The following is a 17,151-nucleotide window of genomic DNA, read 5'->3' as shown; positions in this document are numbered from 1 at the left end:
GGGACGGCACCGTGCACGACGACGACCAGAACGCCGCCGAACTGAGTGGGAGGCAGCGTCCGCCGCGGCGCTGGGCGTGGCGGGCCGCGATCGCCGCCGTACTGATCGGCTGGCTGGTGCTCGCCTCGCTGGGCGGCCCCGCGGTCGGCAAGCTGAGCGAGGTCCAGCAGAACGACAACGCCAACTTCCTTCCGAAAGATGCCGAGTCCACGGTGGTCGCCAACGAGGCCGCGAAGTTCGTGGACTCCAAGGCGCTGCCGTACTTCGTGCTGGTCGAGCGTGACTCCGGCATCACGCCGGACGACCTGCAGAACGTCCAGGCGTTCCAGGCGAAGATCGCCACCCTGGACCTGGGCGGCGGCAAGAAGCTCGGCGACTACCTGACCTCCCCGGCCGCGCCGGCGATCAGGTCGGAGGACGGCAAGGCCCTGCTGCTCACCGTCCAGATCGACGGCGACCGCGCCGACGAGGTGGTCGCGGGGGGCGAGACCGTCCTGTTCGCGGTCGCGGACAGCCTGCGCACCGCGATCAAGCAGGACCTCACACCGACGGGCCTCACGGTCTATGTGACCGGCCCCGGTGGGGTGTTCGCCGACTTCGTGGTCGCGTTCAGCGGGATCGACGGGATCCTGCTCGGGGTCGCGCTGGCGGTCGTGTTCGTGATCCTGCTGATCGTGTACCGCAGCCCGATCCTCCCGATCGCGGTCCTGCTCACCGCGGTCTTCGGCCTCGCGCTCGCCGCGCTCGTGGTGTACCCGCTGGCGAAGAACGGCGTCCTGCAGCTGAACGGGCAGAGTCAGGGCATCCTGTTCATCCTGGTCGTCGGCGCCGCGACCGACTACTCGCTGCTACTCGTCTCCCGGTACAAGGAAGAGTTGCACGACTACACGAGCAAGTACGAGGCGATGCGGGTCGCCTGGCGGGCCTCGATCGAGCCGATCTCGGCCAGCGCGGCGACCGTCATCCTCGGTCTGCTCTGTCTGCTCCTCTCCAAGCTCGGCAGCACCAAGGGCCTCGGGCCGGTCGGCGCCTTCGGGATCGCCGGCGCGCTGATCGCGTCGATGACCTTCCTGCCGGCGATCCTGCTCGCGTTCGGCCGGCGGATCTTCTGGCCGTCGATCCCCCGCGTCGACCACGTGCACTCCAGCGACCAGGTCGGCGGCCGCCGCCTCTGGGGCCGCGTGTCCGGGCTGGTCGGCCGGCGTGCCCGGCGGGTCTGGGTGGTCACGGCACTGACGTTGCTCGCGTGCGCAGCGTTCCTGCCGACGTTCAAGGCCAGCGGTACGTCCCAGGAGGACCTGTTCCTGAACGAGGTCGAGTCGGTCACCGGTCAGGAGGAGCTGGCCAAGCACTTCGACGCCGGCGCCGGTACGCCGGTGGAGATCCTGACCCCGGTCGCCCAGGCCGACCAGGTGGTCCAGACCGCGACGAAGGTCGACGGTGTCGGCGAGGCGTCCGCCTCGGCCGCTCCCGGCGTACCGCCGAAGGTGGTCGACGGCAAGGTACTGGTCCAGGCCACGCTGAAGGTCCCGGCCGACTCCCCCGAAGCCACCAAGGTGGTGAAACACCTGCGGACCGAGCTGGACAAGGTGAGTCCCGACATCCTGGTCGGCGGCAACACCGCGATCAACCTCGACGTGCTGGACGCCGCGCAACGCGATCTGCGGGTGATCATCCCGACCATCCTCGCGGTGATCTTCGTCGTCCTGATGCTGCTGCTGCGGTCGCTGACCGCCGCGGTCCTGCTGGTGATCGCGAACGTGCTGTCGTTCGGCGCGACCGTCGGCGTCAGCGCGCTGGTGTTCAACCACGTCTTCAAGTTCCCGGGAGCCGATCCGGGCATCCCGCTCTACGCCTTCGTGTTCCTGGTTGCCCTAGGCATCGACTACTCGATCTTCCTGATGACCAGGGTCCGCGAGGAGTCGCAGGAACACGGCACCAGACCGGGCATCCTGGTCGGCCTCGCCGTCACCGGCGGCGTCATCACGTCGGCCGGCGTCGTCCTGGCCGCCACCTTCTCGGCCCTCGCGGTCCTGCCCATCCTGTTCCTGGTCCAGATCGCCTTCATGGTCGCCTTCGGCGTCCTCCTCGACACCACCGTCGTCCGCTCCCTCCTGGTCCCCTCCCTCGCCCACGACGTCGGCCCGAAGATCTGGTGGCCCAGCAAACTCGCCAAAGAAAAGTAACCGGCCGGGTTTTCGCGAACGAGATGCTCAGGGTTTCTTGAGGGACGCCAGCTCGGTGCGGTTGGAGACGCCCAGCTTCGCGTACACGTGGGCCAGGTGGGTCTTGACCGTGCCGCGGCTGATGAACAGCCGCTCGCCGATCTCCGGATTGCTGAGGCCTTCGACCGCGAGGGCAACCACCTGCTCCTCGGTCGGCGTCAGGCTGGCCCAGCCCGACGACGGCCGCCCGCGAGCTCCGCGCGTACGGCGGACGTAGGCGACGGCGTCGTCCATCGCGAGTGGTGGCTCGTCCGACGACGGTAGGTCGGGACGGTCTGCCGGTGTCGCGAGGCCGAGCTCGGTACGGGCCGCGGAGGCTGCGCCGGCGAGCCGGGCCGCGTCCGCCGCACGGTTCGTGTGGTTCGCCAGCAGGGCAAGGGATTCCAGGCTGTCGACGACGTACGTGCGCAGGCCGTGGTCGACGCGGATCGTGAGGGCCTGCTGCAGCAGGTCTGCCGCCCGGTCCGGGTGGTCGGTGATCGCGATCCGGCCAAGCTGATCGAGCGCGTCGGCCAGGATCCGCGGCAGGTCGTACCGGCGCGCCAACTCGGCGGCGCGTTCGAGCAGCGCGGTGGCATCGTGGCCGCGAGCGCGTTCCGCCGCGGCGACCGTCGGCAGCAGCATCGCGGGCGCGAACGTCCCGGCGAGCGGGCTGTCCGGCGCGGTGTCGCGGGCCAGCCACTCGACCGCGGCGTCGTACTCGCCGGTCCAGTACGAGATCAGGCTCATCGCCTGCCCCAGATTCGGTACGACGGCGCCCGCGGTCTCGGCCAGCTCGAGCAACGGCCGCATCAGCGCTCGCGCGTCGTCGGCGCGGCCCGTTCTGACCAGCAGCGTCGCCAGATGCGCGCGAGCCGTGCCGACGCGATGGAAGTCGGCGAGGGGCTCGGCCGCGGCGAGAGCACGCTCGGCGACTTCGACCGCCCGCAACGGCTCCCCGGTGGAGAACAGGCTCTCGGACCAGACGGTCAGCACGGTGGAGGCGATACCGCGCTCACCGCTGGTGATCAGGCCGTCGGCGGCGCGGTCGAGCAGCGGGCGGAGCTCGTCGTGGCGGTCCCACAGCGCAAGCAATACGCACTGCAGCGCGACGTTCGCGTTCCGGGCTGCTTCGTCGCCGATCCCGTCCGCGAGGCGTACTCCCTCGGTCGTCAGGTCCCAGGCCTTCCGGAAGTCGGTGAAGAATTCGCCAACCGCGACCAGTGCCAGGAACAGCGAACGCAGCCGGTCGTCACGCAACTCGGTCGCGAGCTCCAACCCGCGGCCCGCGGCGTCGTACCCGAACGGGTCGACGGTGTCGGCGACGGTCGCGTACGCGTACAGCAAGCGAGCCTGGAGCAACGTCCGGTCGTCAGGTGCACGGTCGATCGCGCGGCGCAGGTAGCCGATGCCCTCGGTGCCGGTCGCCTGGAGGTTCCACAGCCATCTCAGCGCGGCGGCCAGTCGCCGGGCGCGTTCCGGATCGTCTGCGGCGAGGCCGTGTTCCAGCGCGGCGCGGAAGTTCTCCCGGTCCGGCTCGATCAGGGCGCGCCAGGCGTCGCGATCCTTGTCCAGCAAGGGCTCCGCGGTCTCCGCGAGCTGGAGGCAGTGGTCGAGGTGCCGGTCGCGTACGTCGTCGGCGTCCGCCAGGCGAGTCGCCGCGTACTCGCGGATCGTCTCCAGCAGCCGGTATCGCCCGCCCTCGGCAACAACGAGCGATTTGTCGACAAGACGCGCGAGCGTATCGAGTACGGCGCCCGTCACGGCCGACGCGGCGTCCAGGGTGAAACCGCCTGCGAAGACCGCGAGGCGGCTGAAGACGCGACGTTCGTCCTCGGCGAGCAGGTCGTAGCTCCAGTCGATCGATGCGGCGAGCGTGCGCTGGCGGGCCGCGACCCCGCGAACGTTCTTCGTCAGCAGACCGAACCGGTCGTCCAGGCCTGCTTCGATCTGCGGCGGTGTCAGCGTTCGTGTCCACGCGGCGGCGAGCTCCAGGGCGAGCGGGATGCCGTCGAGCCGCGTGCAGATCCCCCGAACAGCGTCCGACTCCGGCTCCGGCTCGGCCGCGGTGGTCGCGGAGCGTTCGAGGAACAGGGCTCGGGCCTCCTCGGGAGCCAACGGCGGGACGCGCCAGATCGTCTCGCCGGGGACGTCCAGCGGCTCGCGGCTGGTGGCGAGGATCGAGAGTTCGGGACAGCCGGTCTGCAACGCGGTGACGAACTCCGCGGCACCGTCGACGATCTGCTCGCAGTTGTCGAGGCAGATGAGGGCTCGCTTGGTCCGCAGTTGGCCGATCAGCAGGCGATCTCCGGACTCCACCAGCAGACCGCTCGCGGCGGCGACCGCCTCGGGAATCTGGGCACTGTCCGTCACCGCGGACAGGTCGACCCACCAGACACCGTCCGGCCAGCGCTCGGCCAACTGCGCAGCCGTTTGCGCGGCCAGGCGGGTCTTCCCACTGCCGCCAGGGCCTGTCAGCGTGACGAGCCGGCTGCCGGCGAGCTGCGTGCGGACGGCGGCGACCTGGGTCGCGCGGCCGACGAAGCTGGTGAGCATGACCGGAAGGTTGTTCGGCACCAGGTCGAGAGAACGCAGGGGCTCCGTCGTTGTGGTGAGCTCGAAGATCCGCTCGGGCGAGCCGAGGTCCCGCAGCCGGTGCAGGCCGAGATCACGCAAGTGCTCAGCGGCGGATTCGCCGGCCGTCGCGGTTGCTGCGGTCAGCAACGTTTGCCCGGCGTTGGCCAGTGCCAGCAGGTGTTCGGCGTGGCGAACCGCCGGCCCGGTGGTCGGTGCGGTGTGCAGGGCGATCCGCAGGAATTCGCCCGCTGGTACCAGCGAGGCCGCCTCACGGAGCGCCTCGGCGGCAGCGATCGCTTCGGCCGCGTCGTCGTACGCCAGGACGGGCCACCCGGCGTCCCGGCGTACCAGGTGCTCCCCCGATAGTTCCGCTGCCAGGCCGGCCAGCCGTGCGTACGCGGGCGCGCTGGCGGCGCCGGCGTACGACGCAACGAGAACTGTCACCCCACCCATACGCGTCAGTCTGCCATTCGGCTGTGTCGGGTCGCCCTTGTCGACAGTATTCGCTACCCTCGCGAAGCAGGGGGTCGAGACTGTGAGGAGCCTGATGGCAGACACCAAGTCGACTGACCACGGACGATTCGCACTGCCCACCAAGAACCTGCCCGCACCGCAGGTTCGCGACCTTCCCGAGCCGCCCAGCAAGACCTGGAAGATCATCGGCCCGGGCATGGTCGGCGCCGGCGTCGGACTGGCCTCGGGCGAGTTCATCCTCTGGCCCTACATCTCCAGCCAGGTCGGCCTGGTATTCCTCTGGGGCGCCGTGGTCGGTGTGGTGGTCCAGTGGTTCCTGAACATGGAGATCGAGCGGTACACGCTGGCAACTGGTGAGACAGCGTTGACCGGCTTCAACCGGTACGGGAAGCACTGGGGCCTGTTCTTCGCGATCATGACGTACTTCGCGAACCTCTGGCCCGGCTGGGCGACGAGCTCGGCGAGCATGCTGACCTACCTGTTCGGCGGCGGCGACCCGCGCTGGATCGCGATCGGCATGCTGGTGGTGATCGGGGCGATCCTGACCCTGGCGCCGGTCGTGTACGTGATGCTGGAGCGGCTGATCGCGGTGAAGATCGCGGCCGTCGCGCTGCTCGTCGTCCTGGCGCTGGTGTTCGCGATCCGCGGCAAGACGTACAGCGCACTCGGGGACGCGGTGACGCAGCCGCAGTTCCCGGCCGAGCAGCTCGGGTTCGCGCTGGTGATGGGCGCGATCGCGTACGCCGGCGCGGGCGGCGGGCAGAACCTCGTGCAGAGCAACTGGATCCGCGACAAGGGCTTCGGGATGGGCGTGCACGTGCCGCGGCTGACGTCGCCGGTGACCGGCGAGACCGAGGCCGACCCGACCGCCAACGGGTACACGTTCGAGCCGAACGACGAGAACCTGGCCCGCTGGAAGCGCTGGTGGAAGTTCGCGAACCTCGAGCAGGCGCTGACCTTCGTGGCGATCACCGTGGTGACGATCGTGTTCACCTCGATGCTCGCCCACGCGACGCTGTTCGGGAACAGCGACGTGAAGAACAGCATCAGCTTCCTGAAGATCGAGGGCACGACATTGCAGACGATCGTCGGCGGCTGGTTCGGGTACCTGTTCTGGGCGATCGGCGCGTTCGCGCTGTTCGCCGCCGCGGCCGGCATCGTCGACTACACGTCCCGACTGGCGGCCGACATGGTCAAGGCCCGGTACCTGCGCGAGTCGAAGGTGTCGGAGTCCAAACTGTACTTCTGGCTGGTCTGGGGACTTGTTGCCTTCGGCATCATCGTGCTGCTGGCCGGCCTCACCCAGCCGCTGGTCCTGCTGGTGATCTCGGCCTGCACCGCCGGCACCATGATGTTCGTCTACTCCGGCCTGCTGTGGTGGATGAACTCCCGAGCCCTCCCGCACGCCATCCGCATCCCCGGCTGGCGCGCGGCAGTCCTCTGGTTCTCGTTCCTGGCCTTCGGCTTCCTGGCCGTCTTCACGATCATCGACCAGGTGAAGAAGCTCTAGACATCGCCGGAAACCGCCGGCGGGCCAGCGCGTCGAAAGCGCGACCCGCCGGCGAGGCGCCGGAAGCCGGCGAGATCAGCAGCAGCCGGCGCTCCAGTGCCGGGGCGGTGAGCCGCCGCCGGACGACACCGGTGGCGCCGTCGAGTGCCGATCGCGGCAGAACGGCCACGCCGACCTGCTCGGCGGCCAGCGCGACGACAACCCCGAGATCGCTGCTCTCGGCGACAATCCGGGGCGCGAACCCCGCCGTCCGGCAGGCGGCCTCGAGGGTCGTGCGGAGTTTGCTGGCGTGAGTGAGCGTGACCATCGGCTCGTCACGCAAGGCTGCCAACTCGACCGTACGACGGCGCGCGAGGGTGCTGGACGGGTGCAGCGCGACCACGACGGGTTCGCGGTCCATCACCAAGGCCCGCAGGTCGCCCGGCGGATCGTCGTACGGACCGAGGCCGATCAGGGCGACGTCCAGCCGACCGGCCCGCACACCGTCGAGCAGCCCGTCGGTCTCGCCTTCGGCAACGGACAACTCGATCGCCGGATGATCCCGGTGGAACGCACCGAGCAGCCCGATGATCCGGCGATCCGGCAACGGCTGCACCAGACCGATCGCGAGCCGGCCGGTGATCAGACCGGACAACTCCGCGACCGCCTCCCGGGCGCGATCCGCGCCGAGGAGCAGCGACCGGGCGTGTGGCAGCAACGCCTCACCGGCCGGGGTCAACGTCACGGCTCGTCGGTCCCGGACGAACAGCCGTTCCTTCAGCTCTGCTTCGAGGCGCTGGATCTGCTGGCTGATCGCCGGTTGGGCGATCGCCACCCGCTCGGCCGCGCGGGTGAAGTTGCGTTCCTCCGCGACGGCGAGAAAGTAGGCCAGCTGCCGAAGTTCCATAAGCAGATCCTATGACGACCAGCAGCAACAGGTCTTGGACTTATCGAACTGGTCACTCGTAGCGTCTTAGTCATGAACACTTCAGAGGTCGTACCGGTCCGGCGGGTCGGAGGCCGGATCGCCGTAACGCTGTTGGCCTGGCTGGCCGCCTACTTGATCGTGACGGTACTGCTGCTGGTCGCCGGCCACTGGCTGGAATCTCTGCCGGTGGCGGTGCGGGCGTTGTTGATCAGCGGTGTCCTCGTGACCGCTATGACGAACCTCGTCATGCCCGCGCTCGGGCGGATCTCCGCGCGAGTGGCGAACCGGTCCGGCCGGAGGAACTGACCAGACCGGTTCAGTCGCGCGTCAGTGGCCGAGGAAGTCGACCACGGCTTCCTCGGCCGCGGTCCGCCGGACCACCTCGACGCCCTCGCGGACCTTCCGATAGACGTCGACGGCTGCCCGCAGCGCGCGCAGACAGTCCTCGGGATCCGCGTCCGCGAGCGTGGCACGCAACTGCGGCACGAGGTCGGGCGCGAGCGTCTCGAACCGCCGGACGCCGGCCGGTCTGGCCGTCCGGCCGAGCGTGGCCAGTGGCGCGATCGCCGCCGAGCGGAGCGCGTCGAGGGCCCCGATCGCCTCGAACAGCTCCCCGCGCGCGATCTTGACGGCCGTGTAGTGCACCCAGCACCAGAACCGGTCCTCGATCCACTGCGGATCCGGTTGCGGCCAGGCCGGCGCGCTCTCCTGCCGGATCCGGTCGACGGTCCCGTCCCGCTGCCACAGGACGACGCCGTCCTCGACCCGCGTCCGCAGGCCGTCCGGCGTGACGAACTTGAGGTCGACGTGCAGGAGCGGCGGCCCGTAGAGCGCGATCAGCAGCCGCGGCTCGCCGACGTGCTCGCCGGTGAAACTCGTCAGCAGCGGACCGACCCGGCCCGCGAACTCCTTCGCCTCGGCGAGGCACGAGGGCTGACCTTCCGCTGTACACACCAGCACCAGGTCGAGATCGGAGTACTCGTCACTGGTGCCGGTGGCGACCGATCCGCCGGCCAGCACCGCCAGCACCCGCGGGTCCCGCTCCGCCTCGGCCACCACGTTGTCCGCCACCACCCGGAGATGTTCCGGAATCATGCTCACCAGTCCTCCTTGGATCAGGTCAGCAGGCCATCATCACGCAGCCACGGGTCGGTGAGCGACCGAATTATCATCGCGGGCCGTAGGCCTCCGGGGCTCCGTTGGCGGTGGTGAAGAGCGAGTAGACCGAGGTGGTCGCGGTGAGGAACAGGCGGTTGCGCTTGGGGCCGCCCCAGGTCAGGTTGCTGACGGTCTCCGGGACCAGGAGCTTGCCGAGCAGGGTGCCATCCGGGTGATAGATGTGGACGCCGTCCGCGGCCGAGGCCCAGATGCGGCCCTGGGTGTCGAGGCGGATGCCGTCGAAGATGCCGTTGCCGCACTCGGCGAACAGCTCGCCGCCGCTCAGCTTGTCACCGTCGACGGTGAAGACGCGGATCGTCGCCTCCTCCGAATCGGTGATGTAGAGCAACGACTCGTCGACCGAGAACGCGAGCCCGTTCGGCCGGTTGAAGTCGTCGGCGACGCGGGTCAGCACACCGTCCGGCGAGACCCGGTACACGTGGCAGCCGCCGGTCTCGATCTGGCCCTGGTACCCCTCGTAGTCGCTGTCGATGCCGTACGCCGGGTCCGTGAACCAGACCGATCCGTCGCGCTTCACCACCACGTCGTTCGGGCTGTTCAAACGTTTTCCGTCGTACTCGTGGGCGAGCACGGTGATGCCGCCGTGGTGCTCGGTCCTGGTCACGCGGCGGTTGCCGTGCTCGCAGCTCACCAGCCGGCCCTCGGTGTCGCGGGTGTGCCCGTTCGTGTTTCCGGCCGGATTCCGGAAAACGGAAACCTGGTACGACGTCTCGTCCCAGCGCAGGATCCGGTCGTTCGGGATGTCGCTCCAGAGCAGGTACCGGCCGGCGGCCGAGTACACCGGGCCCTCGACCCAGCGGCCGCCGGTCCACAGCCGTTCGAGCCGGCTGTCGCCGCGGATCCCGGCGAACCGGTCGTCCAGCTTCTCCCAGACGGCCGGTGCGGTCCCTGCCAACGGCTCGAGAATTCCCGTCATCACGACTCCTCGCGAACTCGGCTGCAACGCTCGCCGACGAGCCTAAGCGGTTGGCCCTCCCCGGCGAAAAGATGTGCCTGTCCATCGAGACAGTCATCGTGATGCGGAGACATCCCTTGAAGCTCGACACCGTCCGCGAGGACAGGGCCATCGAGAACCTCACCAGCAGGCTGACCGAGTCCTTCGCCGACATCCATACCCCCGAAGACATCGAATCCGCGATCCGCACCGCCCGCGAGTCCTTCGCCGGCGACCCGGTCCGCGACTACGTACCGATCCTGGTCGAACGCATCGTCCGCGACGAACTCACCCCGAAACCCGAGCCGGCGACACCGGCGGAGTCCGCCGGCCGCAAGGCCAGGTGGACCAGACCCGGCGTCGCCCTGGAGGCCGGATCCGGCGCAGCGCCGGCGGCAACCGCCGCCGGCGGCCCGGGCGGCGGCGGAACAGCCGCGGTTTCCGGCCGATTCCGCCACCGTTTTCCGATTGCCCTGCCGGCCGCTGTCGCCGGCGTGCTTGTCGCCGCCACGGTCGCGACCGTGCTCGTCGTACGGACCGGTGACGACGTCCAGGCGCAGACCGGACAGGTCACCCTCCGCGGCGTGATCGGTTCCGAGAAGCGCGCGTTCTTCGAGGATCCCGACGTCAAGGCCGCGCTCGCCGAGCACGGTCTCGAGGTGCGGGTCGACACCGCCGGGTCCCGCGAGATCGCCACCTCGGTCGACCTCGGCGGCTACGACTTCGCGTTCCCGTCCAGCACCACCGCGGCGGAGCGGATCCTGCAGCCGGCGGCCGGCCGGCCGGCGGTGAGCGGAAAGAAGTACAGCGTTTTCTCGTCGCCGATGGCGATCGCGACGTACCAGCCGATCGTCGACCTGCTGTCCGCGACCGGCATCGCGAAGCAGGTCGACGGCACCTGGTACTTCGACGTCCGCAGGTACGTCGACCTCGCGAAGGCGAACTGGCGGTGGACGAACATCCGCGGCAACACGACGTACCCGGTGAACAAGCGGATCCTGATCACCACCACCGATCCGCGCACCTCGAACTCGGCGGCGATGTTCCTGGCGATCGTCAGCTACGTCGCCAACCACAACAGCGTCGTGCAGAGCGCGGCGGACGAGCGGAAGGTGCTGCCGCTGGTCGCACCGCTGTTCGTCAACCAGGGCCACACGGACAACTCCAGTGAAGGCCCGTTCGACGACTACCTGTCGCTCGGCATGGGCCAGTCGCCGATGGTGAACATCTACGAGGCGCAGTTCGTCGATGCCGCCGTACAGCGCAAGCTGAAGCCCGGCATGGTGCTGATGTACCCGTCGCCGACCGTGCAGTCCAAGCACACGCTGATCGCCTTGAACGCGAACGGTGAGAAGCTCGGCGAACTGCTGTCGACGGACACCGAACTGCAGCGGCTCGCGGCCCGGCACGGATTCCGGACCGCGGACCAGGCGCAGTTCGCGAACGTGGTCAACCAGTACGACGTCCCGGTCGTGAAGGACGTCATCGACGTCGCGGACACCCCGACGTACGACGCCCTGGAGAGAATGCTGGACGCGGTGTCCAAGTCCTACCGCTGAGCCGTCGACAGCCACGACCACACGGACGTGGTCGCGGTGATGAACAGGCGGTTTCCTTTCGGGCCGCCGAAGGTCAGGTTGGAGACCACGTCCGGCAGCAGCAGCTTGCCGATCAGCGTGCCGTCCGGGTCGAAGCAGTGCACCCCTTCGTGGGTCGCCGCCCAGACCCGGCCGGCGTTGTCCAGCCGGATCCCGTCGAACATGCCGGCCTCGCACGGCGCGAACACCTCACCGCCGATCAGCTTGTCGCCGTCGACGTCGAACCGCCGGATGTGCTTCGCGGGCGTGTCGACGACGTACAGCCGGGACTCGTCGTTCGAGAACGCCAGCCCGTTCGGCCGGACGAAGTCGTCGGCGACGACGGTCAGCGCGCCGTCCGGCCCGATCCGGTAGACGTGGCACCCGTCGATCTCCTGCTCGGCGGCGTGGCCCTCGTAACTCGAGGTGATCCCGTACGGCGGGTCGGTGAACCAGATCGAGCCGTCGCTGCGTTCGACCACGTCGTTCGGGCTGTTGAGTCTGCGGCCCTCGAAGTGTGCGGCGAGCACGGTACGGCGGCCGTCGTGCTCGGTCCGTACGACCTGGCGGTCGCCCTGCGAGCAGCTGATCAGGCGGCCGGCGCGGTCGATCGTGTTGCCGTTGACGTAGCCGGACGGCTCGCGGAACACGCTGACGTGACCGGAGCTCTCGTCCCAGCGGAGCATCCGGTCGTTCGGGATGTCGCTGAACACCAGGCAGCGCCAGGCCGGCGAGTACGCCGGTCCCTCGAGCCAGCGGCCGCCGTCGTACAGGCATTCGAGGTACTCGTCGCCGGCGATCGCGCGGAAACGGTCGTCGAGCACCACCAGGTCGGCCCGCAGCCGCCGCGGCGCGGCGTTGATCGTGATCGTCATGAACAGAACGCTATCCTGTCGCCGACAATTCAGACAGAACAAGATTTGGTTTGTGACGGACATGACAATAGATGATGTGGATCGCGGTCTGCTCGCCGCGTTGCAGGACGACGCCGGCCAGTCCTACGCCGCACTCGGCCAGGCGGTCGGGCTCTCGGCCGGCTCCGCCCACGAACGGGTCCGGAAACTCAAGGCGGCCGGTGTGATCCGGCGGACGACGGTCGACGTCGACCCGGCCGCGGTCGGGCTCGGCGTGCTGGCGTTCGTCCTCCTCGACGCCGGCGCCTGGATGGGCGACGAGCCGACACTGCAGGCGTTGCGGTCGATCCCCGCCGTCGAGGAGGCGCACATCATCGCCGGTCCCGCGTCGGTGCTGGTGAAGGTCCGCACGGCGACCACCGAGGACCTCCAGGCGACCCTGCGCGCCCTCCATCAAGTGGACGGGGTGACCAGCACCCAGACAATCGTGGTGCTGGAGACCTTCTTCGAGAAACAACCCGCCGCACTGTGATCGTGGTGTGAGCAACACCCTGCTCCCAGGACGGCCGCTTGACCCTAGACTCGGGCCACCGAAGGGAGTCAGCTGTGACCGACAGCAAGCAGATCACCAAGGTGCTGGTCGCCAACCGGGGCGAGATCGCCGTCCGGGTCGTCCGGGCCGCCGCCGACGCGGGGCTGAGCAGTGTCGCCCTGTACGCCGACCAGGACCGCGACGCGCTGTTCGTCCGGCTCGCCGACGAGGCGTACGCGCTGGACGGGTCGACACCGGCCGACTCCTACCTGAACATCGCCAAGATCCTCGACGTGGCCGCCCGGTCGGGCGCCGACGCCGTGCACCCGGGCTACGGGTTCCTGGCCGAGAACGCCGAGTTCGCGCAGGCCGTGATCGACGCCGGCCTGATCTGGATCGGGCCGCCGCCGTCGGCGATCGACTCGCTGGGCGACAAGGTCAAGGCGCGGCACATCGCGGAGAAGGTCGGCGCGCCGCAGGTCCCGGGGACGCCGGATCCGGTCGCGGACGCGTCCGAGGTCGTCGCGTTCGCGGAGCAGTACGGTCTGCCGATCGCGATCAAGGCGGCGTACGGCGGCGGCGGGCGCGGCATGAAGGTCGCGCGGACGCTGGACGAGGTCCCCGAGCTGTTCGAGTCGGCGACGCGCGAGGCGGTCAGCGCGTTCGGTCGCGGCGAGTGCTTCGTCGAGCGGTACCTGGACAAGCCGCGGCACGTCGAGACCCAGTGCCTGGCCGATGCCCACGGCAACGTTGTCGTGGTGTCGACGCGGGACTGTTCGCTGCAGCGCCGCTACCAGAAGCTCGTCGAGGAGGCCCCGGCGCCGTTCCTGTCCGACGAGCAGCTGGAGATCCTGTACTCGTCGTCGAAGAAGATCCTCCGCGAGGCCGGGTACGTCGGCGCCGGGACGTGCGAGTTCCTGGTCGGGCAGGACGGGATGATCTCGTTCCTCGAGGTGAACACCCGGCTGCAGGTCGAGCACCCGGTCTCCGAGGAGGTCACCGGCCTGGACCTGGTCCGCGAGATGTTCCGGATCGCCCAGGGCGAGGAGCTCGGGTACGACGACCCGGTCGTCTCCGGCCACTCGATCGAGTTCCGGATCAACGCCGAGGACGGCGGGCGCGGCTTCCTGCCCGCTCCCGGGACGCTGACCAGGTGGCACGCGCCGTCCGGTCCGGGTGTGCGCCTCGACGGCGGGTACGACCAGGGCGAGACGGTGCCGGGCGCGTTCGACTCGCTGGTCGCGAAGCTGATCGTCACCGGGCGGGACCGCACGCAGGCGCTGGAGCGGTCGCGGCGGGCGCTGCGTGAGTTCGTCGTCGAGGGCATGCCGACCGTCATCCCGTTCCACGCGTCGGTCGTGTCCGATCCGGCGTTCGTCGGCACCGACGGGTTCAAGGTCCACACCCGGTGGATCGAGACCGAGTACGACAACCAGCTCACGCCGTACGAGGGCCCGACCGCCGAGGCGCCGACCGACGCCGAGCGCGAGAAGGTGACCGTCGAGGTCGGCGGCAAGCGGCTCGAGGTCGTTCTTCCCGCCGGGCTCGGTGCGCTCGGCGCGACCACGGCCGCTGCCGGGTCGAAGAAGAAGCCGGCGCGACGCGCGGGCGGTACGAAGAACTCGGCCGCCTCCGGCGACTCGCTGACGTCGCCGATGCAGGGCACGATCGTCAAGATCGCCGTCGAGGAAGGCGCCACGGTCGCCGAGGGCGACCTGATCGTCGTGCTCGAGGCGATGAAGATGGAGCAGCCGCTGAACGCCCACAAGTCCGGCACCGTCACCGGCCTCACCGCCGAGGTCGGCGCCACCGTCACCGCCGGCGCGGCCATCTGCGAGATCAAGGACTGACCCGTGCCGGAGGCGGGGGCGGCGCCCGAGCCGGTGCCGGTGATCGACGCGGTCGCGTTCGACTGCGAGGATCCGGACGGGCTCGGGCAGTTCTGGCAGGCGTTGCTCGGCGGCGAGCTGCGCCCTGACCAGCACGGCGTCACCGAACTGCACGGCGGCCGGGTGCGCCTGGACTTCGCTCAGGTCCCCGAAGGCAAGCAGGTCCGCAAGAACCGCGTGCACCTCGACCTGTACGTCCCACCCGACCGCAAGGACCAGGCGGTCGCCAACGCCCTCCGCCTCGGCGCCACCCTCGCCGACGACATCTATGACGGCGACCTCTGGCAAGTCATGCGGGACCCCGAGGGCAACGAATTCTGCTTCGTCTGGGGCGCCGGCTCCCCCACCCGCGCCTGACGCGTACAGACAGTTCTCAGGTTTTCGCTGTAGGTTCCCTCCAGGCGTTTCGGTGAGGAGGCTTACTGCATGTCCAAGAAGACCCATGAGCAGCAGCTGGCGGCGCGGAAGGCTCGGCGGCAGGCCGAGCGGGAGGCCGAGCGGCGGCGGCAGCGGCGGAATCTGGGGATCACCGTGTCCGCGATCGCAGTGGTGGTCGTGGTTCTCGTGGGGGTCTTCGTGGTGTTCGGGGTGAGCGGTGACGACGAGCCGGCCGCGACGCCCTCGGTCGCCCCGGAGAACAAGCCGGCCAGCATCCCGACTGCGATGGCGGCGGCGCCCAAGCGGGAGACTCCGCTCCCGGCCGAGGTGAGCTGCGCGTACAAGAAGACCGGCGAGGCCGCCGCGAAGAAGGTCGATCCGCCGGCCGACGGCAAGACCAAGGCTTCGGGTACGTCGAAGGTCAGCCTGAACACCTCGATCGGCGACCTGCAGCTGACGCTGGACAGCGCGCTGGCGCCGTGCACCGTGAAGAACTTCCTCAGCCTGGTCGGGCAGAAGTACTTCGACAACACCAAGTGTCATCGGCTCACCGTCGGCGAGGGCCTGCAGGTGCTGCAGTGCGGCGACCCGACCGGAACCGGCTCGGGCGGCCCCGGGTACAGCTTCGCCGACGAGGTCTACCCGACGCTGAAGTACGGTCGCGGCATCCTCGCGATGGCGAACTCGGGCGCCAACACGAACGGCAGCCAGTTCTTCATCGTGTACGGCGACGCGTCGGGCCTGACCCCGCAGTACACGGCGTTCGGGACGATCGACGAGGCGAGCCTGAAGCTGATCGACAAGGTCGCCCAGGCCGGTGTCATCCCGCAGAACGGCCCGCAGGACGGCACTCCGGTCACGCCGGTCGACATCAAGTCGGCCACGACAGCAGCCTGAGAAGAGACAACCGCGCCGCCCGTCCCCGGTTCCGGGGACGGGCGGCGCGGCCTTTGTGCGAGAGCTCGGGGGTCAGGCGAGCAGGTGGTACTGCGAGCGGGGCCAGGCCAGCAGGGCGTGGATCTGTGTGATGCCCGACTGCTGCAGGAGTTCCACCGAGCCGTCGTGGAACTTGTAGAGGTTCGTGGCGGGGTCCCGGGTGGTGTTCCAGTTGTAGTCGGCGTAGGACTGCATCGCCTCGCGGTAGCGGGGATCCGGCGCGACCGAGTCCAGGATCAGCAGGTTCTTGAACCAGATCGAGTTGAACGCGGCGCCGTTCTTGGCGAGGATCTCCGGCGTGTTGTAGAACGCCAGTGACGCGTTCGCGACCGACTTCGCGTCGCTCAGGTAGCGCGCGTCACCCGTTGCCTTGAACAACAGGACGCCGGCGCCGAGCATCACGCCCTGGTTGTAGCTCCACTGCGTCTTCTCGATGGTGCCGGCCAGGTCGATGTGGTCCCAGTACAGCCCGTTCGGCGCGAGCATGCAGGTCTGCGCCCACTGGTACATCCGCTGCGCCCAGGTCAGGTACGACTTGTCCCGGGTCAGCAGGTACAGGTGCGCCCCGAGCTCGGCGCCCGGACCGTTCGACACCGTGTTGCGGTCCTGGCTCCACGGCGCCTGGGTCCAGTACACGCCGCCCGCGCACGGGTGCGCCGGGTCGGTGTCCCAGCCGTGCACGACGAGCGCGAAGATCTCCTTGGCACGAGCGAGTGCAGCGCGGTCACCAGTCCGCTTGAACCGCTGGATCAGGTTCAGCCCGATCCACTCGTTGTCGTCGTAGAACTTGTCCCCGCCCTGACCGTTCGGCGGCCGGACGTAGGAGTCGTAGCCGGTCGGCGTCGTGCCGGCGTTCCAGTAGAACTCGTACGCCGCGAGTCGGCGGTCGGCCTCCGCGGCACCCGCGCGGCCCGCACCCGGCACACCCGCGAGGTTCTCGGCCGCGATCGCCGCCTGCGAGTACGGCCAGACGTACGAGTACGGGTTCGACCCGGTCCGGGGGTAGTCCTCGAGCAGCAGCCCCTTCCCGGCGTCGAAGTAGGTGTTGATCGCGTCGTACGACGCGCGCGCCCGGGCGGCCGCGGTCGGGTCGGTCCCGGCCGACTCACCGGCACTGGCCGTGGTCATGTTCAGCGATCCGAGGACCGCGACCGCGAGCACTCCAGCGGCCAGACGAGTTGATATACCAATTTTCCTGCG

Annotated in this window: 14 protein-coding genes; 8 read left to right on the top strand and 6 right to left on the bottom strand. The window is 69.4% G+C overall.

The features are described from left to right. Nucleotides 1-11: 11 nt before the first annotated feature. Nucleotides 12-2,186 (top strand): MMPL family transporter, encoded by a 2,175-nt coding sequence (locus ACWEOO_RS25040; RefSeq protein ID WP_452145066.1) that lies wholly within the window; start codon nt 12-14, stop codon nt 2,184-2,186. Nucleotides 2,187-2,213: 27 nt separating this feature from the next. Here the strand turns inward: ACWEOO_RS25040 and ACWEOO_RS25035 are convergent, their stop codons facing one another. Continuing rightward, on the bottom strand, nt 2,214-5,234 hold the full coding sequence (locus ACWEOO_RS25035) for a helix-turn-helix transcriptional regulator (protein WP_452145065.1): 3,021 nt from the start codon (nt 5,232-5,234) through the stop codon (nt 2,214-2,216). A gap of 94 nt (nt 5,235-5,328) precedes the next feature. Between ACWEOO_RS25035 and ACWEOO_RS25030 the strand changes: the two genes are divergently transcribed. Further along, nucleotides 5,329-6,765: an Nramp family divalent metal transporter gene (locus ACWEOO_RS25030; RefSeq protein WP_452145064.1), complete on the top strand. Its 1,437-nt coding sequence runs from the start codon at nt 5,329-5,331 to the stop codon at nt 6,763-6,765. Here ACWEOO_RS25030 and ACWEOO_RS25025 read toward each other — a convergent pair. Further along, a complete protein-coding gene (locus tag ACWEOO_RS25025; RefSeq protein ID WP_452145063.1) occupies nt 6,740-7,651 on the bottom strand; it encodes a LysR family transcriptional regulator in 912 nt (303 codons plus the stop codon). The genes ACWEOO_RS25030 and ACWEOO_RS25025 overlap by 26 nt on opposite strands. Nucleotides 7,652-7,723: 72 nt before the next feature. On the opposite strand from ACWEOO_RS25025, the gene ACWEOO_RS25020 reads away from it, so the two are divergent. After that, nucleotides 7,724-7,978 carry a hypothetical protein gene (locus tag ACWEOO_RS25020; protein WP_452145062.1) on the top strand — a complete coding sequence of 85 codons (255 nt, stop codon included), beginning with the start codon at nt 7,724-7,726 and terminating at the stop codon, nt 7,976-7,978. A gap of 21 nt (nt 7,979-7,999) precedes the next feature. Here the strand turns inward: ACWEOO_RS25020 and ACWEOO_RS25015 are convergent, their stop codons facing one another. Together ACWEOO_RS25015 and ACWEOO_RS25010 are read right to left on the bottom strand one after the other, a co-directional pair. Then, nucleotides 8,000-8,773 carry a hypothetical protein gene (locus tag ACWEOO_RS25015; RefSeq protein ID WP_452145061.1) on the bottom strand — a complete coding sequence of 258 codons (774 nt, stop codon included), beginning with the start codon at nt 8,771-8,773 and terminating at the stop codon, nt 8,000-8,002. A 67-nt stretch (nt 8,774-8,840) separates the two neighbouring features. Further along, nucleotides 8,841-9,767, bottom strand: a complete 927-nt coding sequence (locus tag ACWEOO_RS25010) for an SMP-30/gluconolactonase/LRE family protein (RefSeq protein WP_452145060.1) — start codon at nt 9,765-9,767, stop codon at nt 8,841-8,843. 101 nt (nt 9,768-9,868) lie between these two features. Between ACWEOO_RS25010 and ACWEOO_RS25005 the strand changes: the two genes are divergently transcribed. Then, the gene (locus ACWEOO_RS25005; protein WP_452145059.1) at nt 9,869-11,344 is read left to right on the top strand and encodes a three-helix bundle dimerization domain-containing protein; all 1,476 of its coding nucleotides are present in this window, start codon (nt 9,869-9,871) and stop codon (nt 11,342-11,344) included. On the opposite strand, the gene ACWEOO_RS25000 is transcribed toward ACWEOO_RS25005, so the two are convergent. Next, on the bottom strand, nt 11,335-12,237 hold the full coding sequence (locus ACWEOO_RS25000) for an SMP-30/gluconolactonase/LRE family protein (protein WP_359935082.1): 903 nt from the start codon (nt 12,235-12,237) through the stop codon (nt 11,335-11,337). The two genes, ACWEOO_RS25005 and ACWEOO_RS25000, sit on opposite strands and share 10 nt — an antisense overlap. Before the next feature lie 76 nt (nt 12,238-12,313). Here ACWEOO_RS25000 and ACWEOO_RS24995 point away from each other — a divergent pair, with 76 nt between their 5' ends. The 4 genes from ACWEOO_RS24995 (at nt 12,314) to ACWEOO_RS24980 (ending at nt 15,912) form a co-directional block, all read left to right on the top strand. Next, nucleotides 12,314-12,748 carry an Lrp/AsnC family transcriptional regulator gene (locus ACWEOO_RS24995; protein ID WP_359935080.1) on the top strand — a complete coding sequence of 145 codons (435 nt, stop codon included), beginning with the start codon at nt 12,314-12,316 and terminating at the stop codon, nt 12,746-12,748. Nucleotides 12,749-12,822: 74 nt separating this feature from the next. Then, a complete protein-coding gene (locus ACWEOO_RS24990; RefSeq protein WP_452145058.1) occupies nt 12,823-14,598 on the top strand; it encodes an acetyl/propionyl/methylcrotonyl-CoA carboxylase subunit alpha in 1,776 nt (591 codons plus the stop codon). A gap of 3 nt (nt 14,599-14,601) precedes the next feature. Next, a complete protein-coding gene (locus ACWEOO_RS24985; protein WP_452145057.1) occupies nt 14,602-14,994 on the top strand; it encodes a VOC family protein in 393 nt (130 codons plus the stop codon). A 69-nt stretch (nt 14,995-15,063) separates the two neighbouring features. Further along, entirely contained in the window at nt 15,064-15,912 is an 849-nt protein-coding gene (locus ACWEOO_RS24980) for a peptidylprolyl isomerase (protein WP_452145056.1), read from the top strand. 72 nt (nt 15,913-15,984) lie between these two features. Here the strand turns inward: ACWEOO_RS24980 and ACWEOO_RS24975 are convergent, their stop codons facing one another. Beyond that, entirely contained in the window at nt 15,985-17,079 is a 1,095-nt protein-coding gene (locus tag ACWEOO_RS24975) for a glycoside hydrolase family 76 protein (RefSeq protein ID WP_452145055.1), read from the bottom strand. Nucleotides 17,080-17,151: the final 72 nt, after the last annotated feature.

This window comes from Kribbella sp. NPDC004138 (assembly GCF_053603655.1).
The sequence above is the reverse complement of the archived record's forward strand: the minus strand, read 5'-3'. Positions and strand labels throughout refer to the sequence as shown.